Source organism: Enterococcus olivae, assembly GCF_053760925.1.
Genome location: NZ_JBSMVT010000004.1, coordinates 130,027 through 152,488 on the forward strand (window position 1 = coordinate 130,027; position 22,462 = coordinate 152,488).

Genomic DNA, 22,462 nt, shown 5'->3' on the forward strand with positions numbered 1-22,462 from the left:
AAGGGCGAGTCAATTACACGCGGTACCACCTAAATTTGAAAGCTCTATTTCCGGCTTTCCTCTGTGCGAATAACGCTCGCTCGCGGAGTGGCTTTGCACGCACTCGCCTCCAGATTGTCTTTCTGCTACAGAATCCTAAACTACTTTCAGCCAAGGTAGTTCTCTCTTTAAAGCAATTCTTGCGACATACTCATTCTTTCGCTGGCTTTTTTTCGATAATAGCTATAAATTACAGGAAAGTGCCCCAAAAGTCAAGATTTTAACAAGATTATTTCTGAAAATTCCCATTATTTTCTACAGTTTGTCGTGAAGTGATTCTCTTATTTGAAAGCAGCCGTTCTCTTTTGAAAATCTGCAAAGCAAAAGAAGCTTGCACCTTTAGGAATTGCACCGTAAACTAGAGATAGTCGATCAATTGAAAGGAGAGGATTTCTTGACTGGTTATCAAGGATATATACGCCAACCCCACTATTATGAAACAGACCAAATGAGTATCATTCACCATTCGAACTACATTCGTTGGTTTGAAGAAGCTCGTGTAGATATTTTAGCTTTTCTGCAATTGCCTTATCATGTGATCGAAGAAGCTGGATTGATCGTTCCAGTTCTTGAAGTCACTTGTCAGTACAAGGAGATGATCCGTTATGGTGACACGGTACGGATCGATGTATTTATTGAAAAATATACTGGTACACGTTTGGATTTTCGTTATGAGATTCGTGATGAAAATAAGCGACTGCTGACGACAGGTTCCAGCAAACACTGCTTTTTATCTAAAGAAAAGCAACGATTGGTCCATCTAAAAAAAGCCGTCCCTGATTTTCATCAGATTTTCGAGGATTATGCTAAAAACAATTAAGAATATCGTGATTTTCTTAACAATTATTGGAATTTCATTAAAATGAAAGCATTCTTTTTGATTTTTTTGTCCTGACTTGTATAATCAAGTTTAGATAAAAAAAGAAAGGAGCATTTCTATGTATGTCGTAAAAGTTTTTCATGGATATATTTCCAAAGATGGTCAACGTACACGAGACAAAAGTGCTGACAATTTATTGTTATTCAACGATAAAAAGCAGTCCGAGATCTTTGCTGACAAAGTTGGCGGTCTTGTCAAAAAACTAGACGCCGTCAGAGCTTAAGCCTTCCTTATTAGAAGTCGCTTAGGCTCTTTTTATTTACATAGTAAAACAATCACAAATCCCATCCAGCATTCTCTTTAGCGTTTTCCTGTCCTTGATAATACGTTCAAAGAGTTTTTTGGGATCTTTTGCTTCGTTCATTGGAAAAATTTGGTAAAATAACTACTATCTAAGAACGAGTAAAAACTTTAGGAGGAATGAACTCATTGGATGAACAAGAACGCTTTGATCTCGTGTATGATATCGGAGAAACACTGTTAAAAAATGGCGCTGAAGTGCAACGTGTAGAATCAACGATCGCACATGTTGCCAAAGCTTTCCAATTAAAAAATTTCGACAGCTATGTCTCGATTCATGGTGTCTTTTTGACCCATCAACAAGCTCACGACACCGTTCAGGCACGGGTCAGAGACACACCGATTTCTTTGGGGAGAATCGATGCGATCAATACCCTTTCGAGGCATATCACAGAAGGAAAAGTCAATCCTAAAGAAGCCCGTAGACGTCTACATGAGATTCAATCAGAGACCTTTAGTAGCCCTCCACTAAAATTTCTGTCCTACCTTTTAGGAAGTGCCAGTTTTTGTTATATTTTTGGCGGGACGCTTTTAGATTCTCTGGGAGCTTTGGCTTTAGGAACGATTTTAGCTGGATACAGTCTTTGGATCATTCCTAAATTGAAGCTCTCTCCCATCATCAGTCAGGTAACGAGTAGCTTTCTGATCAGTGTTTGTGCTTCACTGCTTGTTCTATGGTTTCCGGTATTGAATGTAACGAGCTTGATCGCAGGAGGTGTCGTCTCGCTGTTTCCTGGTGTGGCAATTTCCAACGGGATTCGTGCACTGTTCGACGAAGACTATCAAACAGGTTGGACACAAATTTTGTATGCTCTAATCACTGCTACTTCGATCTCGATCGGTGTAGGGCTTGGATTAAGCCTTTTGAATCATTTGACAGGAGGTATCCTATGACGATTTTCTTACAGCTGTTGGCCAGCTTTATTGGTACGATCTCTTTTGCGATATTTTTTGACACACCGTCCAAATATTATATTTATTGTGGTGCGATCGGCAGTATTGGCTGGGGCGTCTATCTCCTGTCTTTGAATCTGTTTGACTCGATCATTTTCGCAACCTTCGTATCGGCGTTCATGTTGATTTGGCTGTCACGAGAAGCGGCCTTTGGTTTACGAGCTCCTGTCACGATTTTTCTGATTTGCGGCATTTTCTGCTTAGTTCCCGGCTTGGGTATCTACCAATTTGCCTACGACTTTTTTGTTGGTGATTCTTTCGAAGCCGCCAAGATCTTGGTACAGGTCATTCAAATCGCGATTGCCATCGCTATTGGCATCACCGTAGGCTATGAATTCCCACCTAGATTTTTCTATATGTATCGGCGACAACAAAAAATAACTCATTAAAAAGGAGCGGATAGGATGTCTGAAGAAAAATTGATGACTCTCTCACCAGAAACACTGCACGCGTTGATCCAAAAAAAATTAGAAAAAGCCGGCTTGCCAGAAGTCCAAGCTATTGAAACCGCTAAGCACTTGGTAGATGCCGATATGCGCGGTGTCCACTCACATGGAGCAATGCGCGTGGAATATTACGCTGAGCGAATCAACAAAGGTGGCATCACCTTGGAGCCAGCGACACGTCTCGAAAAAACCGGCGAATGCTCAGGTGTTTTTCATGGTGACAATGCCCAAGGACAATATGTAGCAAGTTTAGCTGCTGCAACGGCCATCGACATGGCCAAGAAAAATGGAGTAGCGATCATCGGTGTTTCTAAATCTGGTCATATTGGCACCCTTTCCTATTACCTTCGTAAAATTGCCAAAGCAGGCTTGATCGGTATCACGATGGCACAATCCGATCCGATGGCTGTGCCTTATGGTGGTTCTGAGCCTTATTACGGTACCAATCCGCTTGGTTTTGGTGCACCTAGTACAACAGAAACTCCTTTGATTTTTGATATGGCAACGACTGCCCAAACCTGGGGGAAAGTCTTAAGTGCTCGTTTAGACGGCAGTGAACTCCCCACTGACTGTGCCGTCGATGAAAATGGACAAACAACCACCGATCCTCATCGTGTCCACGGTTTACTGCCGATCGCTGGACCAAAAGGCTATGGTCTAATGATGATGGTTGATGTACTGACCGGCGTGCTGATGAATCTGCCCTTTGGCAAACATGTCAGCTCGATGTACGATGATTTGCATGCAGGACGTAATTTAGGTCAACTGTATATCGTTTTGGATCCTGCCCGCTTTGGTGATCCAGATAGTTTCAAACAACATATCACACAAACCATGGAGGAACTAACTGCCAGTAAACCAGCAAAAGATTTTGCAAGCGTCCAATATCCTGGACAAGGTTCTGAGCAACGTTATCAAAAAAGTCAGCGTGAGGGGATCCAAATCCCAGAAACCATTGTGACTTACCTACAATCTGAAGTCATTCACAACAATCAATTTGGCGGATTGGATTCCTTTGCTAATAAGTAGCAAACAAGCACACAGCTAAATGCTACCTTTAGTTCATTACTTCAAGAAAATGGAAGGTGAAAAAATGTCCTTATCTGCGAAACAAAGACAAGCCACTACTGAAGAATTTTACGAAAATATCCAACGACTAGGCAGCTCTTTTGAGGAAATCGCCATCGATCTGGAGACGACACCACAGCACGTGAAACAAGTGATCACTCTCAAAACCAGTATCCTTGAAGAACCTTGGATCTTACGCGATTATTTGCTGGCAGAACTAGCAAAACAAGAAAAAACAGCGGTAGCCTTTTCAGCATTGCTCGGTCAAGCCAAAGATTACTGGTTTTTGGATCAAGAGAAAATCCAGCAGGGCACCTTAAAAGAAGGATGACGAATTTTGTCATTCTTCTTTTGTTTTTTCTGTAAAGGTCATTCGAGCAACGATTTCCTTGGCGATCAGTCCATTGCCTGCTACAGTTGGATGAATCCCGTCTTCTGCGTAGTATTCAGGCGAAGCTTCAATCGCTTTTTCTGCAAAAATCCCGTCCAAGGGTAGATATTCACAGCCAAATTCGCCAGCTAAATAACGAATACTGGCGATTTTTTGATCCAAATCTCTACGCCAATTCATTCGTTCTTGAGGATACGGTAGAACAAAGGGTTCTAAAATCAAGAGACGAGTGATGCCTGCCTTGGTGACTTTTTTCAAAAAATTTCGATAGGCGGTTTTAAAACGGACCGCTTCATCTTTTGTCCCAAAGCTGTCACTGTATTGATTGTGCCATGTATCGTTAATACCTATCAGAAAGACAAGAACATCTGGCTTTAGATCGAGACAGTCTTTCTCGATCCGATGAAGGATATCGTTGATGCGATCACCATTGCGCCCACGATTCAAGAAGGTGAGCTCCGCTTTAGGAAAGTTCGCTGACAATAGTCCGGCGGTGATCAGCGTAAAGCCTTGTCCTAAGCTAGCATCCTTGCCATATTCACGGTGACTGTCTGTAACACTGTCGCCTAAAAACAATATTCGATCTTTTTTATACAGTTTCATAAAAAACTCCTTTTCCTTATCGATACCTTTATCATACTGCTTTTGTCGCTGTTTAGAAAGATGGACAAACAAAAAAAGTCCCCACTCTAGGAGTAGGGACTTTTTGTTATTATTTGCTTAAAGCTGTTTTTGCTTGGTCAGCAAGAGCAGTAAATGCTGTTGCATCATGAACAGCTAGATCCGCCAACATTTTACGGTTGATGTCGATCTCAGCTAATTTCAAACCATGCATCAATTTAGAATAGCTTAGGCCATTCATACGAGCTGCAGCGTTGATACGTGCAATCCATAATTTGCGGAAGTCGCGTTTTTTCTGACGACGATCGCGATATGCGTAACTATATGATTTCATTACTTGTTCTTGAGCTGTTCTAAATAAAGTATGTTTAGACCCGTAATATCCTTTTGCTAATTTAAGCACTTTTTTACGACGTTTACGAGCAACTGTTCCACCTTTAACACGTGCCATGATTAATTCCTCCTAATATATATCAAATCTAGTAATTGGTTTATTTCATTTTTGCTAATTGTTGACGGATACGTTTGTAATCGCCACTTGACACCATGCTTGCTTTACGCAATTGGCGACGTTGTTTTTTCGTTTTTCCGTGGAATCTATGGCTAGTAAAAGCACGAGCGCGTTTTAATCCGCCTCCGCCAGTACGTTTAACACGTTTTGCTAATCCGCGGTGAGTTTTTTGTTTTGGCATAACTAATTTCCTCCTCAAAATCTTTCGTTAATCTATTTACTTTTCGTTTTTCGGTGCAAGCACTAAGAACATGCTACGTCCATCCATTTTTGCTTTTTGCTCTACTGTTGCAATATCAGTAGTTTCTTCAGCTAAACGATCCAGAACTCTTTGACCAATCTCTTTATGGGTAATGGCACGTCCTTTGAAACGGATAGAAGCTTTCACTTTATCGCCTTTTTCTAAGAATTTTCGTGCATTACGCAATTTAGTATTGAAATCATTTACGTCGATCGTTGGACTTAAGCGCACTTCTTTAACGTTGATCACTTTTTGTTTCTTACGGGCTTCACGTTCTTTTTTCTGTTGTTCAAAACGATATTTACCGTAGTCCATAATTCGCGCAACTGGTGGTTTTGCATTGGGAGCCACTAATACTACATCTAGATTTGCTCTTTCAGCAATACTTAATGCTTCTGCTTTAGATTTAACTCCTAATTGTTCACCGTTCTGATCAATCAAGCGTAGTTCTCTTGCACGAATGCCGTCATTTACCATCATATCTCTAGCTATGGTCATTCACCTCCAAGTTATTTGAGAGAAAGAAAGAATTACCAAAATGGCAATAAAAAAACGAGTTCTTCTATAAGAACCCGCGCGCACTCCAAACCAATCAAAGATTAGTAGGAATCCTATTCTGCCCAGCAATATGTTCGCTTAGGCGAGAAGCGGGTGCTTCTGCTTTCATTTCTCAACTTTTATATCATATCATGTGACAAACAAGATGTCAAGGTTTTTATCATAAAAAAATAAGTATACTTGTTTATCTGTTTCTTTTTAGCTACCCTTCTTGTTGGCAGTCCTCTATAAAATCATCCTAGAACTCTTTTAAAGGGTCAGCAACCAATAGTATTGGTAACTGACCCTCGCTTAATTTGAATGCTAATCTACTAATTTTTTTACTCAAAGGTTAGTTGCAGTTCTCCGATTCTTTCCACTGCTTCGATCAATCGTTCCTCTTCTACAAGTAGGCCAATACGCACAAAACCTTCGCCACCTGCCCCAAAGCCATTGCCTGGTGCAACAGCAACAGAAGCCTCTTCTAAAAGAAGTTCCGTAAAGGACGTACTATCATACCCCTTGGCAACTGGCATCCAAGCATAAAAAGCCCCTTCTGATGGATAGGCCTGCCAACCGATCTCAGCCGCGGCTTTGACAAAGACCTGCCGGCGTTGATTATACAAGGCCACCAATTCATCGACTTGTTCATAACTTTCTAGAGCATAGACGCCTGCTTCCTGTAAGGCAGGGAAAAGCCCGACAAACAAGTGATCTTGGATCAGATTAAGTGCTTCGATGATTTGTTGGTTTCCTGCTGCAAAAGCAATTCGCCAGCCTGCCATATTGTAGGTTTTAGATAGGGTATATAATTCGATCCCCACGTCCTTGGCTCCTGGACTCTGCAAAAAACTGATCGGTGACTCTGCTTCAGTCCCTAAAGCGCCATAGGCAAAATCATGTACGACTGCGACATCGTTTTCCTTCGCAAAAGCGACAGTTTCATCAAAAAATGCGGGATTTGCTTGAGCTCCCGTTGGATTATTAGGGTAATTCAAAAACAGCAGCTTGGCTTTTTCAACGATTTCTTCATCTAATGAATCATAATCTGGTAAATAGCCGTTTTCAGGTAACAAAGGAATCAATTCTTGCTGGACCTTTGCCAAAGTCACTCCCGACAGATAATCTGGATAACCTGGATCAGGCAATAGCAAAGTATCTCCTGGATCAAGTAAAGCTAAAGGTAGTTCGACTAATCCGATTTTAGAACCACCCATGACTGCGATCTCTTTTTCGGGATCTAGTTTCACACCGTAGTGTTCCCAGTAGAAATCAGCTGCAGCTTGTTTAAAAGCCTGATTTCCTCTAAACTGAGAATATTTATGGTTCGCAGGAGCCGCTACCGCCTGCTGCATCGCTGCAACGATTCCTGGAGGTGTCGGTTGATCTGGATTCCCTTGACCAAGATTGATCACATCTTTTCCTTCTGTGATTTTTTGATTGACTTGCTTGACTAGATGCGCAAAAAACTGCGTCGGTAATTGCTGCAAGACTCCAGCATTTGGTATCATACTTTTCCTCCTTACGAATATAGATCTGTTCGACGATCCTCAAATACCGGGATCCCTTTTCTTGTCTCTTTTACTGCTTGTAGATCGATCTCTACACGTCCGAAGCTCTCAGAGTCATCCAATTCCAAGAGGACCTTGCCCAAAGGATCGACCACCAAAGAATGCCCGCCAAACTGATTGTTGGGATCAGAGCCTACGCGATTGACTGCTGCTGCAAAGCACTGATTCTCGATAGCTCTGGCTTGAAGCAGTTTTTGCCAATGCTCGATGCGAGGGGTTGGCCATTGTGCTGAAAGTAAGAAAAGCTCGCTTCCTTGACTAGCACTTTTCCGGAAAAATTCTGGAAAACGTAGATCGTAACAAATAAAAGGGGCTGATGGAACTTCTAGGATTGACGTTTGTACCAATCGATCTCCTGCATGCAAGTATTTTTCTTCTTCCATCAAACGGAACAGATGCACCTTGTCATAGCTCGTTTGAATCTCTCCGGTTGGTGCTACGATATAGGTCGTATTGAAGACTTTTCCCTGACTTTGTCTGGCAATCGAGCCGCCTGAAATAAAGACCTGATAGTTTCTCGCCAGCTCTGAAAGAAAAGCTTTCGCCGTTTCCCCTTCCTGATCTGCGATTTCCGGCAGACGAGTCAGGTCATAGCCTGTATCCCAAAGTTCTGGTAAAAGCACGACTTCATTTGGTTTTAGTTCTGCTTTTTCAAACCACAAACGGACATTTTCTCTATTCGTTTGCGGATCACCAAAGGCCACATCTAATTGCAACAGTACGATCGATAATTTTGTCATTTTGTCACCAATCCTCTTTTTTCTGTACTTTTTAAAATCGTTGCAATGATTTCCTGTTCATCTGCAAATACATAATTTTCCATTAGTGGGCTGAAGGGAACCGGAACAAATTTCGCTCCGACACGCAGGATCGGCGCCTGCAGGTACTCCCAAACATTTTCTGCCACACGTGCGGCGATCTCACCACCGACACCTCCGATTTTGATTGCTTCATGCGCAATCACCAAGCGTCCAGTCTTTTTGACTGATTGATAGATCGTTTCGGTGTCGATTGGTACAATGCTTCTCAAATCGATGACTTCGACACTGATTCCATAAGTTTCCTGAACCTGTTCCGCTGCTTTTAAAGCTTTGGATAACATGAGCGAGTAAGAAACCAGTGTAACATCGGTTCCTTCACGCACGACTTCGGCTTTGTCCAAAGGCGTGATTACTTCTCCCTCTGGAACATGTCCAACGACTGGAAACAAACCTTTGTTTTCAAAATAGATCACTGGATTTGGATCTTGAATCGCGGCTTTCAACAAGCCCTTGCCATTTTCAGGAGTCGAAGGGATGACGACGCGAATGCCTGGTATGCCCATAAACCAAGCTTCCAGTGATTGCGAATGCTGTGCAGCACCGTGCTTCATCGAACCATCTGGTGCCCGTAAAACTAGCGGAAGCTGCGCTTGACCACCAAACATATAATGTGCCTTGGCCATTTGATTCAAAATCTCATCCATCGTGATGCCAATAAAATCGGCAAAATGCAGATCGATGACCGGTTTAGAACCCGCGATCGCTGCACCGACTCCAGCACCAACTAAAGCTGTTTCAGAAATCGGCGTATCCTTGACGCGTTCACCAAATTCATCTTTTAAGCCGGCAAATTGACCAAAGATCCCACCTTGTTTAGCGATGTCTTCTCCAAAAACAAAGACTCCTTTATCTGCTCGCATTTCTTCGATCATCGCTTCTCTAGTCGCTTCTGAAAAAGTAATCAAACGTTCACTCATACAAAGTCACCTCTCCTACAAACAAATCCTCCAATGCTTCTTCCGCTTCTGGAAACGAACTGATTTCCGCAAATGCGATCGCTTCTCGCAGTTCTGCTTCCAGCTTATCATCCACTTCCTGCAGCTCCTCTTCAGAGACTAGCTGCCCTTGTAACATTTTTTCTTTAAACCGTGTGATCGGGTTGTTGTTATCATACTGCTCCTGCACTTCTTCTTTTGTTCGGTAGAGCTGCGGATCAGCTAAAAAATGCCCTTCGATACGATAGGAACGGCACTCTAAGATACTTGGACCTTCTCCATTTCGAGCACGAGTAATTAGTTCAGCTGCCGTGTTTTTGACAGCTTCGACATCATTACCGTCGATCGTGATCCCCGGGATACCATAACCTTTCGCTCGTTCAGACAATTGGGAAACCGAGCCCGTCTCACTGAAACGTGTCGTTGATGCCCAACCGTTGTTTTCACAGACAAAGACCACTGGTAGCTTCCATGAGGCAGCCAAATTGACTGCCTCATGGAAGGTTCCTCGATTACTAGAACCATCTCCAAAGAAGCAGACAGCGACCTCTTTCCCTGCTCTTTGCTGGATCGCCAGTGCCGCGCCAGTGGCGATGTTGAAGCCACCACCGACGACACCGTTGGCTCCTAGCATCCCCACACTAAAATCTGCCAGATGCATCGAACCGCCTTTTCCTTTACAGTATCCTGTTTTTTTCCCGTAAAGTTCAGCTAACGAACGATCTAATCTGGCACCTTTAGCCAAGGTATGACCATGTCCACGGTGAGTACTAGTCACATAATCATCCTTTGTCAGATTGCTGCATACACCAACAGCGATCGCTTCTTCCCCAATATACAAGTGCGTAGGACCAACGATGTCCGTGCCACTTTTTTCTTTAACTGTTTCCTCAAAACGACGAATACGACGCATTTCATAATACAAATCCAATGCTTCTTCTTTTGTCAGTGTTATTGTCATCTTTCCACCTCTTCTTACCATAAAGGCAATACAGAACCTTTATATAATTCATCGATCAATTCTTTTGATGCATCTGTACGATAGGCATCCACGATTTTTTTATAAACTTCATTGTCCTGCTTGTCTTCTCTAGCAACAATAATATTGTAATACGGTTTTGAGTCTTCATTGACGGGTTCGATAAAGATCGCATCTTCTTTAGGAATAAAGCCGGCATCCAATGCCATGAACACATTGATCGCACTGGCTCCCACATCCGGCAGTGAACGAGCTGTCTGCGCTGCTTCCAGCTCCAAGATCTTTAGATTCTTAGGATTCTCAACAATGTCTTCGGCCGTTGGATTTTTGCCATCCTCATAGTCCAGCTTGATCAAACCTGCTGATTGTAAAAGCAACAGTCCTCTAGCAGCATTCACTGGATCATTGGCGATCGCCACTTCCGATCCATCTGCGATTTCTTCCACAGAATCATGCTTGTCTGAGTACAAACCAATCGGATTCAAAACTGTTTCACCGATTGCAGCTAGATGTCCCTCATTGGTTGCATTGAACTCATCCATTAAAATATATCCTTGAAACGCATTAAGGTCAATGTCGCCTTTTTCCAAGGCTTCATTCGGTTGGGTATAGTCTGAGAATTTTACTAATTCGATCTCGATATGTTCTTCTTTGAGATTTTCGATCACCGGCTCCCAAACCTCATTGCTGTCACCCACTACGCCCAACTTGACGTGAGTCGTCTCTGTCTCTGCCGTCGCACCATTTCCACAAGCTGCTAAACCAACCACGGCAACAGCTAGAGTCATTATTGATCCTAACCTTTTACTTTTTTTCATTTCCATTTCCCCCTTTTAAATTTAGATAAAAAAAGTCCTCCCAGAAATTAATCTGGAAGGACGAATGGATTCGTGTGACCACCTTCATTTATCCTTTGTCTCACAACAAAGAAACTCTGCCAGTACAATCTTCCTAAAGAAAGATTAGACTGCGTTGCTGTAACGGGCACCCCCGTCAACTGCTCATCGCTTAGCACTTACAGTTGAATGCGAAAAAGACCATCTTCCAATCCTCTTTCTTTACCCCTTTTCACCAGCTGAGGCTCTCTTTTATAAAGAAAAAACGAATTGTACTCTTCTTTTTATTGCATGAGTTATTTGATGAGGTAATCATAGCCTTCCTTTATAAAGAAGTCAATTACACTTCACATAGTTTTTTTCGATCACTAAAACGCTTTTTGAGAGGAGTTCCGTGTACTCACTCATCAAAACCAAGAAAACAACCACTTCTATAGTGATAGACAAAATAAATCACCAAAGATGATGGAATCCCTTTTTGAAAAATCGATCTTTTCCTCTTTTGTTTTCCTCATGGTATACTCAAGTGAAAATAAGACTGATCGATGAGAGCTCATCGAAGGATCTTCTAAATAAACTCATACGGAGGAATATTATGAATATTCATGCACACACAATCACAGAATTGATCGAATCAAGTGAACACCGCGAACTGTTTCAAGCTCTGGATGACTGGATGCAAACTACCTTTCCGCAATTGTCTCGACGTCTAATTTCGAGCGGTACTATCACCTTTATTGGTTATGGAGATCTGACGAATGCTACAGATGACATCTACAACTGTCTGCTTAGTCTCGCACCACAGAAGAACAATGTCTCCTTTTATATCGGCGGAGAAAAAAATGGACAGCCGATTTTAAAAAGCTATGAACAGCATTTCGCAAAATCCAATATGGGCAAAATTTGTCTACGTCTGCGAAATTTAAAAAAAGTCGATTTTAGCGTCTTAGAAGACATTGTCAACGATGCGATCACTTGGAATGAGGCACAATGATGCTCTTCAAATAGACCACTCGGAATAGCTGAAAAATGACGCACCTTCACTCCAGAAGCGTGCGTCATTTCTTTTTAAATAGTCATCGCTGTTTCATAAGCAGACCAGATGGCTTCCATCACATTGGCTGGTTTTCTTGCATCACCGATCAAATGGATATTTTCTGCCTGAACTTCATTGTATAGCTGATCTTCTGGCAGATAGCCGATCGATACGACAATGTCATCTGCTGGGATCTCGTGCGCTTTCGGCATTCCTTGTGTCCCCAAAGCAAACATATGCTGTGCTCTATTCGCGACATTCGGATAATTTTTGATGGTTTCCGTTACATAAGCCGTGCCATTCTCAAATTTGTCGACCACCGCATTTTTAATGACTTTAATCTGATAATAATCGATTAGCTCCATCAGCATATTGTAATTGGCTGCCGAAAGTCCAAAAGCATTCAAAATCGTTTCTGATGCTTCCACAATCGTCACAGACTTGCCTTTTTTCGCCAAGTCATAGGCAATTTCACAGCCGGTCAAACCAGCCCCAACGATTGCAACATTCTCGCCCGTGATTTCTTTATTGCACAAAGCATCCACGGCATAGTTCACATGCTCCCCTTCAAATCCCGGTGTATTCAATCTTCTTTCTGTAGCACCTGTGGCAATAAAGACTTCATCGTAAGCGGTGATCATTTCTTTGGTGACCAAGGTATTCAAATGAACATTGATAGATAGCTCTGCCATTTGTCTTTTATACCATGCCAATAGCTGACGGTCGTCTTCTTTGAAATCAGGGGTGGCGGCTGCTACAAAGACGCCTCCCAACTGATCTGTTTTTTCAAACAAGTCTACCTGATGTCCCCGAATCGCTGCTACTCGAGCAGCCTCCATTCCGCCAAGTCCGCCACCAACCACTAGCACCCGTTTTTTCACTTCGGCAGGCTCTAGCGCATAGCTTTTTTCTCTGCCACAAGCTGGATTAACAGCACAAGAAATATCCTTGCCTTGGAAAATCCGGCCCAAACAGCCTTGATGACAATAGATACAAGGACGGACATCCGCTAAGCGACCTTCTTTGAATTTATTGGCTAGTTCCGGATCTGCAAGCAGCGGACGGCCCATGCCCATCATATCCAGTTTGCCAGCTGCAATCACTTCATTCGCCAGCTCCGGATTATCAAATCGTCCTGCACAAACTACCGGAATAGAGACAACCTCCTTCACCTTCATGACATCGATCAAGTTGCAGGCTTTTGGCATGTACATTGGTGGATGCGGCCAGAACCAAGAATCATAGCTTCCGTTGTCGCAGTTCAACATATCATAGCCAAATTCTTCCAATTTTTTGGCTACAATCAGTGATTCTTCAATGTCTCGACCTTTTTCTTCAAATTCTTCTCCTGGCAAGGCCCCTCGATTAAAATCTTTGACATAGCTTTTTACGCTATAACGCATAGACACTGGGAAATCTTGGCCACATTTTTCTTTGATTGCTTCTACGATCTCCTTGATGATCCGTAGACGATTGTCTAGTGAGCCACCATATTCATCGGTTCGACGATTGAAAAAGGCGATCGCAAATTGATCTAGCAGATAGCCTTCATGCACAGCGTGAATCTCAACACCATCACCGCCTGCTTCCTGAACCAGTTTCGCTCCTTCGGCAAAATTTCCTACATACGTATGGATATCTTCCTTGGTCATGCCTAAATCTGTCTTCGTCGGATCCCAGACATTTTGGATCGGTGCGGGCGCTTTGATCACACCTGTCAAACCGTGATTCACCCGTCCAGTCAGTGAAGTCAATTGAACAAAAACCTTGCTGCCTGCCGCATGAACGCCATCCATCAAATACTTCATCTCTTCCACATATGCTTTAGGATTCGTTAAAATGCTAAAACCCATGTCATTGATGATCGGCATCAAACCGGTAATGATCAGACCCGTCCCGCCTTTGGCACGTTCGATATAATAATCTGCCCCATCTTTCGTATAAGCGACAGATTCCATATTCAACAGACGTGGCGAGAACACCCCCATTGGCATCATTGCAATACGATTAGGAACTTCTACCTTGCCAATTTTCAAAGGCGAGAACAATGCTTCATACTTCATGAAAATTCCTCCTAAAATTAATTTTTTGCTAATAACTAAAAAAATAGCTATCAACGGTTGTGAATTTCCACACAATCCTTATAATTAATCATAGACAACGTTTTCATATTTCGATATAAACATTACGCCGCTTGTTTTGTCATTTCTGCGAAAGGAGAAATTATTGTGTCTGCACAAGAACTGAATCATCTGATGTCTTCTAAATCCATTGAGTACACACACCAATTGGCTCGTTTCAACTATCATTACACAATCAAAGAACATCCGTTACTCCCGATTGCTTCTGAGATTCATGTGCTGGATGATCTTGTTTTTACCTACAGCAAAGTAGATGCCTCAAAAGGCATTTTCTTTAGAAACGCTGACGATGATCGGTCTTTTTTGGGGATTCGTTTCATCAAAAAAGGTGCCGAACGGCATTTTACCGAACAGACCGAGATCTCTTTGTCAGATTACTCTCTAGGAATTTTTGACTTGACCTGCAGTAGTCATTATGTATGAACCCAACAAACAGAAGGAATCAATCTCTTCATCGAAAAGAAGCCGCAAACGCAAGGCTTACTGCCGGAGGAGTTGTCTGGTATCAGCTTTGATGTCTCTTCTGGTATCGGACGTTATTTACTGGACAGCTTTTTCAGTTTAAAAAAACAGCTAGTCCACTGTTCAAAAGAAGAAAATCTGCTGATCCTGAATCAACTGCTCTCCCTTCTGTGTGATTGGATCCAGCAAAAAAATCTTACTATGCCCAAAAAAAAATACGACTGACCTGATCCACATCGCTACAACATTTATTCATACGTATTTATGGAATCCTGCACTGTCGTTAGAAAAAACCGCAGAGCACTGTCACGTTTCACCTAGGACCTTGCAAAAATCCTTTCAGTCGATGAATCTATCCTTTAGCTCCTACGTTAGCGATCTGCGTTTAGCTGTCGCAGCCGTTAAATTGTTTCAAACAGATAACGATATTACATCGATTGCTTTTCAATGTGGTTTCACTAATTCTTCTTATTTCAGCAAACGCTTCAAAGACAAATATCACCTGACACCTAAAAACTATCGTAAGGAAAAACAAAAATTTTTACGTTCAGGTTCTTCTCAAACGATTGATTGTCCACTGACTTTTTGTAAATATCAAAAAACGACTCTGTGAGTGTCGCTCACAGAGTCGTTTTCTTATTTCTATTATTCAGCAGCCAAAGCAGCTTTGTTGATATAGTTGTATGGTTGGTTGAAGTGTGGCAAGAAGAATAGATCTAGCAATGCCAACTCATCAACAGTCACTCCACGTTCGATCGCCAATGAGAACATGTGGATCGCCATTGAGATTTCTGAAGTTGTTGACGCCATTTGGGCACCAATGATACGGCGAGTTTTCGCACCATAAACGATACGAATCTTCACTTTGTCATTGTTTTTCATAAAGACTGGTTTTTGTGTATCTTCAAAATCAGTGTATTTCACGTCTAAACCAAAACGAGCGGCTGCTTCAACAGAGTAACCAGTTGAAACCATGTTGTAACCAAAGATTGAAATACCGTTTGATCCTTGAACCCCAGGAGATTCGATCTTGTTACCGCCGATGTTTTCACCAGCAACCATCCCTGTACGGACAGCATTTGTCGCTAGAGCAATATAGGCAGTATCTTGTAACGCATTTGAGTAAACTGTCGCACAGTCACCTACTGCGTAAACATCTGGATCACTTGTTTGTTGATGACGGTCAACAAGGTAAGCACCATTCACAAATAGATCTAAATGCTCTTTACCTAGTAGATTGTTTGGTGAAAAACCAATAGCGTTGATGACTAAATCAACAGAGTATTCACCTTTAGCTGTGACCACTGTATCTACCTTATCAGTTCCTTTGTATTCTTGAACCAATTCACCTAAGTGTAATTCAATGCCGTGATCTGCTAAGTTTTTATCCATATTATCAGTAAATGGACGGTCATAGTAATTTGGAAGAGAACGGTCAGCTGCATCAAATAGCAATACATTTTTGCCACGACGTCTTGCCGCTTCTGCCATTTCTACCCCAATGTATCCAGCACCGATGATTGCTACGTTTTGGAATTCATCTTGTGCTAATAAACCATCAATAAATTGTGCTTCTTGGAATTTTTTCATGAACGTAATATTTTTCAAGTCACGCCCTGGTACATTTGGAGAAATTGGAATTGAACCTGTAGCCAAAACAAGTTTGTCATACGATTCTACCACTTCTTCACCTGAACTATTCACAGAATGAACTTCTTTTTTCTCGAAATCGATGTGATCAACAGTTGTTTCTAAATAAACTTTTGCACCTTTTGCTTCAAAGTCTTCACGGTTTGTATAGAACAAGCCATCTACTTCATCGATTTGTCGACCTACCCAAAGTGCTGTTCCACAGCTTAGGTAACTGAAGTTACTGTTGCGTTCGATCATTACAACTTCCTGATCTTCAAAGTTATCTAATAATACATTTCCGGCAGCGATTCCTGCATGGTTAGACCCAATAATTACTGTTTTTGTCATTGAGAGTTCCTCCTTTAATTTACATGCTTAGTATACCTAGATTGTGAACTAAGAAACTATCATTTTTTTTTGCACAAGCTAAAAATATGATAGTTTCTTCTGAAAAACCAGCTATAATAACATTTTTATACTCTAAAAAAAGTTTAAATTTTTTCACTTGTGAACAAAATACTTATTTAAAGGAAGCGTTTCATACATTAAAAAAAGACCTGTCGACGGGGATCGACAGGTCAAGGAGTAAAAAATGAAAAAGTGTTTTGTTAGGGTTGTTTGTTGGTATGTTTATACTATATAAGAGAGATGTGAAAAAAGTATGATGAAATTGTTTTGATTTTCTAAAAGTGATTCTTTTGAAAGGTTTACTTTCTTTTCGTCTCATAGTAAGCTGAACAAAAGGAGCCTCTCATGAAGAAAAGAAATTTTATTTTATTATTTGTCCTGCTTAGTCTCTCTGTTCTGCTTTTTTTTAGACCAAAGACAACAGCACCAGCTCTTTTTGGAGAACGCGCAGATCTTTGGATCGTCTCAGATCCTCATCTACTGGCTACTGAACTTTACGATACAGGCTCGGCCTTTGAAAAAATGCAGCAAACTGCTGCTGGCAAAGAGCTGCGTTATCAAGAAGACAGTTGGCAATCTCTGATCGAGCAAGCAAAAAAGGAACAGCCAGATGCCCTGATTGTCACAGGAGACTTAACCTTCAACGGTGAAAAGCAAAGCGCTGAAACACTTGTCGGTTTTTTTGAGGCATTAGAACAAGAAGGAGTTGCTGTTTTTGTCCTCCCTGGGAACCACGATATTCATGACGGTTGGGCCAGAAAATTTATTGGTGATGAACAGTTTACAACTAGTCAGATCAGTCCAAAAGATTTCGAAACGCTTTTTTCATCTAGTTATGAACGAGCGATTGAAAAAGATCCCTATTCTTTAAGCTACATCATCCAGGCTACCGATGATTCCCGGCTGTTTCTTTTGGACACCAATATCTATACCCGTGAAACTAGCCGTCGTAAACCCATGACCGGCGGGAAACTTAGAAAAGAATCTTTGCAGTGGCTTGAAGAACAGCTAGAAAAAGCTGAACAAGAGGCACAAACACCCGTGATTTTCATGCATCACAATTTACTGAAGCATAACTCACTGGTCTATCAAGGCTTTGTCTTGAACAATGCCGATGAACTCCATCGAATGCTGCAGACCTATCAAGTTCCGCTGGTTTTCTCTGGCCATATCCATGCACAGGATATTTTACAAAATCCTCAAAGCGGGATCATCGAGATCACTACGGGTTCCTTTTCGATTGCGCCACAAACCATCGGCAAGCTTCAATTGACACAAAATGAGCTGATCTATCAGCGTAGTCAGCTAGACTCAAGCAAGCAGCCTTTCCCTGAGGAGGCAGACTCCTATGCTACTTATTTGGAACAGTTGTTTATCGAAGATGGTCAAAAAATGGCCTATGGTATGCTGATCGAGCAAGGAATCTATGATTCAGAAATTCTCGACCCCATCGCTGAATTTGTTGGTCAAGTTAATCTTCGCTTCTTCTCTGGAGATGACTTTTTGACTGACGAAGAAGTTCTACAACTCAAACAAACAGCTGGTTACCAGCTGTTGAAAGCACAAGATGCTGATTTTTTAAGCAACTATGTCGATTCTATTATTCAAGATACGAATCTTCCTGATGATCGATTGCATTTGAAAAAGACAGCTACTTGGGAATTACTTCCTTAGAAAAAGAAAGGTACGAATAGTTAGCGAATGTTTCTGCCGAACAAGGAAATAGAATCCATTATATGACAACAAAATAAGAACTGCCTGAATCGAGAAATACATCTTCCATACAGGCAGTTCTTATTTTTCTAGTTTATCGTTTTTTCCTTTTGGTGAAAGGATACTAACTTTTTTGATCATCATCAAGGAAAGAATGCGTATTTGCTGTTGATCGTTTTGAATCTTGATCACAACTTGTTCTTTACCGATTTTCTTCCCGACAATCCAGCCAGAAATGATCTCGTATTTGTCCGGCTTTTCGGTTTCTAGTTGAAGCACCACGAGACTTGTTTCCTGTGCAGCTTGCTGGAGTTTTGTTCGGATTTTCCGCAAATTTTCTTTGGCGATCCGCTTGTCTGCATCATCGCTTAAAAAACTATCCAACAATGTCGTTGTCATCATGAGAATGAATTTTTCTAGCTTTTTTATTGCTAAAGGTTTCTTTTTCACGATAGCTTCTTCCTTTCCGATACTCATTTAAAGATCTGACTTGAATCGTTCAGCCCATAATGGCAACCCTTCTAATAACATGTCATAAGTTTCATCAAAATTTCCAGTCAACCACGGATCAGGGATCTCCTGCGCTTCTTTACCAGAAACTACTTCCATGTATAACCGAATTTTATTTTCTGTTCCTTTAGGTGCACGCCGTTTCAACTCTCGGACATTGCTGTGATCCATTCCAATGATCCAGTCGAATTCAGAAAAATCTTCTAGTTGGACTTGTCTGGAAACCATCCCACTAAAATCAATGTTTTCTCTTCGAAATATTTTTTGTGTCCCACTATATGGCGGGCTACCTACCTCCCAGCGACTTGTAGCTGCCGAATCGATCAATAAATCAAGCTGATATTTATCACTGTATTGTCGCATCATGCCTTCTGCCATGGGTGAACGACAAATATTACCTAAGCAAACAAATAATACTTTAGTCATCTTCCATCCTCCCTTTTTGATAGATTCGATATGAAAAGAGCTCAATATCCTTTGCTAATCGAAAAAGCTGTGCTGCAATCTCAAGCGGTAATTCTTGAAAATCCCCACGAATCCAAGTTTCTAGAATACCACTACAGCCAAAAGCAAAGAAACGGCTGTAAAAAAGGATATCTTGTGACGAAAGCTCTTTTTCTTCATCCACTTGTCTAAACAACTGTTGAAAAATTCTTTCGACAATACTAAAAAACTCGTTGATCAAAATATCCCGGTCTCCTATCAAAGAAGACTGATAAAAAAGAGCTTTCTCTTTCATAGCTTTCAGCATTTTCAGTGCCTGTTCTTCCCAATTATCAAGGGTCACCTTTTCAGCCACCAGATATTTCAGTGAGTCATTGAAATATATCCAGCGAAGCAATTCTTGCTTATCTTTAAAATGGTAATAAAAAGTTTGTCGATTCAATTGTGCACGAAAAGCAATCTCTTGGATACTGATTTTTGCATACTCTTTTTCCGTACATAGCTGAATATAGCTTGTAGCAATGACTTGTTTGGTCTTATTTCCTTCTGCCATGCTCTTCCTCACTTTTACTGTTCCTGATAAGGGTAATCGAAATGTTCATAGGATAAGGCTGTTGCCACTCGTCCGCGAGGCGTTCGTTTCAAAAAACCTTTCTGGATCAAGTAGGGTTCGTACATGTCTTCAACGGTCTCTCTTTCTTCGCCGATATTAACAGACAAAGTACTCAATCCCACAGGTCCTCCATTGTACAGCTCAATCATGGTCTTGATCAATTTCTGATCCACCAGGTCTAGTCCAGCACTGTCGACTTGAAGCAAAGACAACGCCTTGTCTGCAATTTTTTGATCGATTACACCGTCTGCCTGTACTTGAGCAAAATCACGGACTCGTTTCAGCAAGCGATTAGCAATCCTTGGTGTTCCTCTAGAACGGCGAGCAATCTCGATCGCCCCTTCTTCAACGATCTCTGTTTGGAAAATCGAAGCAGAACGCTGGACGATCTCCTTCAGATCCGTTTCTTCGTAATATTCCATATGAGAAATGATTCCAAAACGATCTCGTAATGGTGCGGCCAGCATCCCGGCTCTTGTTGTGGCACCGATCAAAGTAAAGGGTGGCAACGGGAAATGGACCGGATGTGCAGTCGTTCCCTGCCCAACCATAATATCCACATAAAAATCTTCCATAGCAGAATACAACATTTCTTCCGTTACTCGGGGTAAGCGATGGATCTCATCGATAAAAAGGACATCCCCTGGTTCTAGTTCGTTGAGTGTCGCAATCAAATCCCCTGGTTTTTCGATTGCTGGTCCACTAGTCGTTCGAATATTGACTTCCATTTCATTAGCAATCACTACTGCCATCGTCGTTTTCCCCAATCCAGGAGGACCATAAAGCAACACATGATCCAGAGACTCTTCTCGATTTTTAGCTGCTTGGATATAGATAGTCAGTTCTTGTTTTACCTTGTCCTGACCGATATACTGTGAAAAATACTGTGGACGTAATGATTTTTCAAAAAATTCTTCTTCTTGGTTGGCATTCGGTGAAATCATTCGATCTGTCATACGTCTCTCCTTACTTTTTCATCACCAGCTTCAAAGCGGTTCTTAAATACCCATCGGTTGTTTGTGCGGGTTCTTGAAGTAGTTGCTTCTGAATTTTTTTGACTTCTCTTTCATTGTAGCCCAACGCTTGTAAGGCTGCCATGGCTTCTGCCAGTTCAGGATTTTTTTCTTCTGTAAACAATTCCATTGGATGAGCTCCAACTAACTCGCCAGACAACTCTCCCAGCTTTCCTTTTAGATCCAAGATCAACTGCTGTGCCGTTTTCTTACCAACACCTGGGAATTTTGTTAGATAGTTAATATCTGCAGCTTCAACTGCAGCAATCAGTCCTTCATGATCTTCATTTGCCATAATTGCCAAGCCGCTTTTAGGGCCGATTCCTGAGACACTGATCAAACGCAAAAACAACTGCTTCTCTTCTAAACTATTGAAACCATACAAGGTATGGGCATCTTCACGAATGACCTGATGAAGAAATATTTTTACTTCTTGATCCGTTTTTCCACTATAGCGATAAGGATTCCCTGAGGCGATTTGATAACCGATGCCGTTTACTTCGATTACGATATACGCGGGATAGATTGCCGCTACTTTACCAATAATATACTCGTACATGTTTTTTCCTTTCTGTACATATGTTCCCTTTATTGTATCATAAAATACATGGATATGAAAAAAAATCAGGCAATCTTTCACTGCCTGATTCCTTGTTTATCCCTATTATTTAGTGAACATATTGCTTATATTCGCTATATCCTTTTTCATCCATTTCTTCATAAGGAATAAATTTTAAAGCTGCTGAATTGATACAGTAACGCAATCCGCCTAATTCTTCTGGTCCATCATTAAATACGTGTCCTAGATGAGAATCCGCTTCTTGACTCCTTACTTCAACTCTTGGTTGATACAAAGATAAATCTTCTTTTTCCTGAATCTCTGTCGTAGAGATCGGACGGGAGAATGCTGGCCAGCCACAACCTGCATCAAATTTATCGCTTGAAACAAATAACGGCTCTTCACTAACAATATCTACATAGATCCCTTTTTCATAGAAATCATCATATTTTCCGGTAAAAGGTCGTTCTGTTGCATTTTCCTGTGTGACCGCATATTCCATCGGTGTCAATTTCTTTTTCAATTCTTCTTTAGAATAGTTTGTCATTTTCTCACCTACTTTTCCTTTATTTTCTTCTTGTGTGAAAGATTTGTCCATTTTTTTGCTTTTGGTTGTTTTATTTTGAGATATAAAAAAAGACCTGACAGTATAATCAGGTCTTTCAGTCTTGCGTGGCGACGTCCTACTCTCACAAGGGGCAACCCCTCACTACAATCGGCGCTAAGAAGCTTAACTTCTGTGTTCGGCATGGGAACAGGTGTATCCTTCTCGCTATCGCCACCACACACATTCGGTGAGTG

Annotated in this window: 28 protein-coding genes, 1 rRNA gene and 2 other annotated features (1 of these 31 cut by a window edge); of the genes, 11 read left to right on the plus strand and 18 right to left on the minus strand. The window is 41.5% G+C overall.

Features of this window, described 5'->3' with window-relative positions; translation table 11 throughout:
• Nucleotides 1–211, minus strand: a binding site (T-box leader) (it extends 3 nt beyond the left edge of the window).
• Nucleotides 212–433: 222 nt separating this feature from the next.
• From ACWODM_RS04880 to ACWODM_RS04905, 6 genes are all read left to right on the plus strand, one after another.
• Nucleotides 434–859, plus strand: a complete 426-nt coding sequence (locus ACWODM_RS04880; RefSeq protein WP_455320256.1) for an acyl-CoA thioesterase — start codon at nucleotides 434–436, stop codon at nucleotides 857–859.
• Nucleotides 860–977: 118 nt separating this feature from the next.
• Nucleotides 978–1,142, plus strand: coding sequence for a hypothetical protein (locus tag ACWODM_RS04885; protein ID WP_455320257.1), 165 nt, complete (start codon nucleotides 978–980; stop codon nucleotides 1,140–1,142).
• A gap of 206 nt (nucleotides 1,143–1,348) precedes the next feature.
• Nucleotides 1,349–2,113, plus strand: a complete 765-nt coding sequence (locus tag ACWODM_RS04890) for a threonine/serine ThrE exporter family protein (RefSeq protein WP_455320258.1) — start codon at nucleotides 1,349–1,351, stop codon at nucleotides 2,111–2,113.
• Nucleotides 2,110–2,562, plus strand: a complete 453-nt coding sequence (locus ACWODM_RS04895; protein ID WP_455320259.1) for a threonine/serine exporter family protein — start codon at nucleotides 2,110–2,112, stop codon at nucleotides 2,560–2,562. The genes ACWODM_RS04890 and ACWODM_RS04895 overlap by 4 nt, the downstream gene beginning before the upstream one ends.
• Before the next feature lie 15 nt (nucleotides 2,563–2,577).
• Nucleotides 2,578–3,648 (plus strand): ureidoglycolate dehydrogenase, encoded by a 1,071-nt coding sequence (gene allD / locus ACWODM_RS04900; RefSeq protein ID WP_455320260.1) that lies wholly within the window; start codon nucleotides 2,578–2,580, stop codon nucleotides 3,646–3,648.
• 64 nt (nucleotides 3,649–3,712) lie between these two features.
• Nucleotides 3,713–4,018: a DUF2316 family protein gene (locus ACWODM_RS04905; RefSeq protein ID WP_455320261.1), complete on the plus strand. Its 306-nt coding sequence runs from the start codon at nucleotides 3,713–3,715 to the stop codon at nucleotides 4,016–4,018.
• A gap of 9 nt (nucleotides 4,019–4,027) precedes the next feature.
• Here the strand turns inward: ACWODM_RS04905 and ACWODM_RS04910 are convergent, their stop codons facing one another.
• From ACWODM_RS04910 to ACWODM_RS04950, 9 genes are all read right to left on the minus strand, one after another.
• Nucleotides 4,028–4,681, minus strand: coding sequence for an SGNH/GDSL hydrolase family protein (locus ACWODM_RS04910; protein WP_455320262.1), 654 nt, complete (start codon nucleotides 4,679–4,681; stop codon nucleotides 4,028–4,030).
• 109 nt (nucleotides 4,682–4,790) lie between these two features.
• On the minus strand, nucleotides 4,791–5,150 hold the full coding sequence (gene rplT, locus ACWODM_RS04915) for a 50S ribosomal protein L20 (RefSeq protein ID WP_455320263.1): 360 nt from the start codon (nucleotides 5,148–5,150) through the stop codon (nucleotides 4,791–4,793).
• A gap of 40 nt (nucleotides 5,151–5,190) precedes the next feature.
• On the minus strand, nucleotides 5,191–5,391 hold the full coding sequence (rpmI, locus tag ACWODM_RS04920; RefSeq protein ID WP_455320264.1) for a 50S ribosomal protein L35: 201 nt from the start codon (nucleotides 5,389–5,391) through the stop codon (nucleotides 5,191–5,193).
• A 36-nt stretch (nucleotides 5,392–5,427) separates the two neighbouring features.
• Nucleotides 5,428–5,949: a translation initiation factor IF-3 gene (gene infC, locus ACWODM_RS04925; protein ID WP_455320265.1), complete on the minus strand. Its 522-nt coding sequence runs from the start codon at nucleotides 5,947–5,949 to the stop codon at nucleotides 5,428–5,430.
• Nucleotides 5,950–5,989: 40 nt separating this feature from the next.
• Nucleotides 5,990–6,120 (minus strand) — a sequence feature (ribosomal protein L20 leader region).
• 209 nt (nucleotides 6,121–6,329) lie between these two features.
• Nucleotides 6,330–7,499 (minus strand): aminotransferase class I/II-fold pyridoxal phosphate-dependent enzyme, encoded by a 1,170-nt coding sequence (locus ACWODM_RS04930; RefSeq protein WP_455320266.1) that lies wholly within the window; start codon nucleotides 7,497–7,499, stop codon nucleotides 6,330–6,332.
• Nucleotides 7,500–7,510: 11 nt separating this feature from the next.
• Nucleotides 7,511–8,299 carry a carbon-nitrogen family hydrolase gene (locus ACWODM_RS04935; RefSeq protein ID WP_455320267.1) on the minus strand — a complete coding sequence of 263 codons (789 nt, stop codon included), beginning with the start codon at nucleotides 8,297–8,299 and terminating at the stop codon, nucleotides 7,511–7,513.
• Complete coding sequence (locus tag ACWODM_RS04940) at nucleotides 8,296–9,297, minus strand: alpha-ketoacid dehydrogenase subunit beta (protein ID WP_455320268.1); 1,002 nt, start codon at nucleotides 9,295–9,297, stop codon at nucleotides 8,296–8,298. The genes ACWODM_RS04935 and ACWODM_RS04940 overlap by 4 nt, the downstream gene beginning before the upstream one ends.
• The gene (locus tag ACWODM_RS04945) at nucleotides 9,290–10,276 is read right to left on the minus strand and encodes a thiamine pyrophosphate-dependent dehydrogenase E1 component subunit alpha (RefSeq protein WP_455320269.1); all 987 of its coding nucleotides are present in this window, start codon (nucleotides 10,274–10,276) and stop codon (nucleotides 9,290–9,292) included. The genes ACWODM_RS04940 and ACWODM_RS04945 overlap by 8 nt, the downstream gene beginning before the upstream one ends.
• Nucleotides 10,277–10,290: 14 nt before the next feature.
• A complete protein-coding gene (locus tag ACWODM_RS04950; RefSeq protein WP_455320270.1) occupies nucleotides 10,291–11,112 on the minus strand; it encodes a MetQ/NlpA family ABC transporter substrate-binding protein in 822 nt (273 codons plus the stop codon).
• A gap of 613 nt (nucleotides 11,113–11,725) precedes the next feature.
• Between ACWODM_RS04950 and ACWODM_RS04955 the strand changes: the two genes are divergently transcribed.
• On the plus strand, nucleotides 11,726–12,124 hold the full coding sequence (locus tag ACWODM_RS04955; RefSeq protein ID WP_455320271.1) for a DUF1801 domain-containing protein: 399 nt from the start codon (nucleotides 11,726–11,728) through the stop codon (nucleotides 12,122–12,124).
• A gap of 74 nt (nucleotides 12,125–12,198) precedes the next feature.
• On the opposite strand, the gene ACWODM_RS04960 is transcribed toward ACWODM_RS04955, so the two are convergent.
• Nucleotides 12,199–14,229 (minus strand): FAD-dependent oxidoreductase, encoded by a 2,031-nt coding sequence (locus ACWODM_RS04960; protein WP_455320272.1) that lies wholly within the window; start codon nucleotides 14,227–14,229, stop codon nucleotides 12,199–12,201.
• Nucleotides 14,230–14,394: 165 nt separating this feature from the next.
• Here ACWODM_RS04960 and ACWODM_RS04965 point away from each other — a divergent pair, with 165 nt between their 5' ends.
• From ACWODM_RS04965 to ACWODM_RS04975, 3 genes are all read left to right on the plus strand, one after another.
• A complete protein-coding gene (locus tag ACWODM_RS04965) occupies nucleotides 14,395–14,730 on the plus strand; it encodes a hypothetical protein (RefSeq protein ID WP_455320273.1) in 336 nt (111 codons plus the stop codon).
• A gap of 72 nt (nucleotides 14,731–14,802) precedes the next feature.
• Nucleotides 14,803–14,994 carry a hypothetical protein gene (locus ACWODM_RS04970; RefSeq protein ID WP_455320286.1) on the plus strand — a complete coding sequence of 64 codons (192 nt, stop codon included), beginning with the start codon at nucleotides 14,803–14,805 and terminating at the stop codon, nucleotides 14,992–14,994.
• Nucleotides 14,942–15,382, plus strand: a complete 441-nt coding sequence (locus ACWODM_RS04975) for a helix-turn-helix domain-containing protein (protein WP_455320274.1) — start codon at nucleotides 14,942–14,944, stop codon at nucleotides 15,380–15,382. Before ACWODM_RS04970 ends, ACWODM_RS04975 begins: the two co-directional genes overlap by 53 nt.
• Nucleotides 15,383–15,414: 32 nt before the next feature.
• Here ACWODM_RS04975 and nox read toward each other — a convergent pair whose 3' ends face one another.
• Complete coding sequence (gene nox / locus ACWODM_RS04980; RefSeq protein WP_455320275.1) at nucleotides 15,415–16,749, minus strand: H2O-forming NADH oxidase; 1,335 nt, start codon at nucleotides 16,747–16,749, stop codon at nucleotides 15,415–15,417.
• A 405-nt stretch (nucleotides 16,750–17,154) separates the two neighbouring features.
• On the opposite strand from nox, the gene ACWODM_RS04985 reads away from it, so the two are divergent.
• Nucleotides 17,155–18,483 (plus strand): metallophosphoesterase, encoded by a 1,329-nt coding sequence (locus ACWODM_RS04985; protein ID WP_455320276.1) that lies wholly within the window; start codon nucleotides 17,155–17,157, stop codon nucleotides 18,481–18,483.
• A gap of 120 nt (nucleotides 18,484–18,603) precedes the next feature.
• On the opposite strand, the gene ACWODM_RS04990 is transcribed toward ACWODM_RS04985, so the two are convergent.
• The 7 genes from ACWODM_RS04990 to rrf all read right to left on the minus strand — a co-directional run bounded on the left by ACWODM_RS04990 (nucleotide 18,604) and on the right by rrf (nucleotide 22,447).
• Nucleotides 18,604–18,972 (minus strand): hypothetical protein, encoded by a 369-nt coding sequence (locus ACWODM_RS04990; RefSeq protein ID WP_455320277.1) that lies wholly within the window; start codon nucleotides 18,970–18,972, stop codon nucleotides 18,604–18,606.
• A 27-nt stretch (nucleotides 18,973–18,999) separates the two neighbouring features.
• Nucleotides 19,000–19,458, minus strand: a complete 459-nt coding sequence (locus ACWODM_RS04995) for a low molecular weight protein-tyrosine-phosphatase (protein WP_455320278.1) — start codon at nucleotides 19,456–19,458, stop codon at nucleotides 19,000–19,002.
• Nucleotides 19,451–20,029 carry a TetR/AcrR family transcriptional regulator gene (locus ACWODM_RS05000; RefSeq protein ID WP_455320279.1) on the minus strand — a complete coding sequence of 193 codons (579 nt, stop codon included), beginning with the start codon at nucleotides 20,027–20,029 and terminating at the stop codon, nucleotides 19,451–19,453. The genes ACWODM_RS04995 and ACWODM_RS05000 overlap by 8 nt, the downstream gene beginning before the upstream one ends.
• 14 nt (nucleotides 20,030–20,043) lie before the next feature.
• A complete protein-coding gene (gene ruvB / locus ACWODM_RS05005) occupies nucleotides 20,044–21,045 on the minus strand; it encodes a Holliday junction branch migration DNA helicase RuvB (RefSeq protein WP_455320280.1) in 1,002 nt (333 codons plus the stop codon).
• A 10-nt stretch (nucleotides 21,046–21,055) separates the two neighbouring features.
• The gene (ruvA, locus tag ACWODM_RS05010; RefSeq protein ID WP_455320281.1) at nucleotides 21,056–21,661 is read right to left on the minus strand and encodes a Holliday junction branch migration protein RuvA; all 606 of its coding nucleotides are present in this window, start codon (nucleotides 21,659–21,661) and stop codon (nucleotides 21,056–21,058) included.
• A gap of 109 nt (nucleotides 21,662–21,770) precedes the next feature.
• A complete protein-coding gene (gene msrB / locus ACWODM_RS05015) occupies nucleotides 21,771–22,208 on the minus strand; it encodes a peptide-methionine (R)-S-oxide reductase MsrB (protein ID WP_455320282.1) in 438 nt (145 codons plus the stop codon).
• 123 nt (nucleotides 22,209–22,331) lie between these two features.
• Nucleotides 22,332–22,447, minus strand: a 5S ribosomal RNA gene (rrf, locus tag ACWODM_RS05020).
• Nucleotides 22,448–22,462 lie beyond the last annotated feature (15 nt).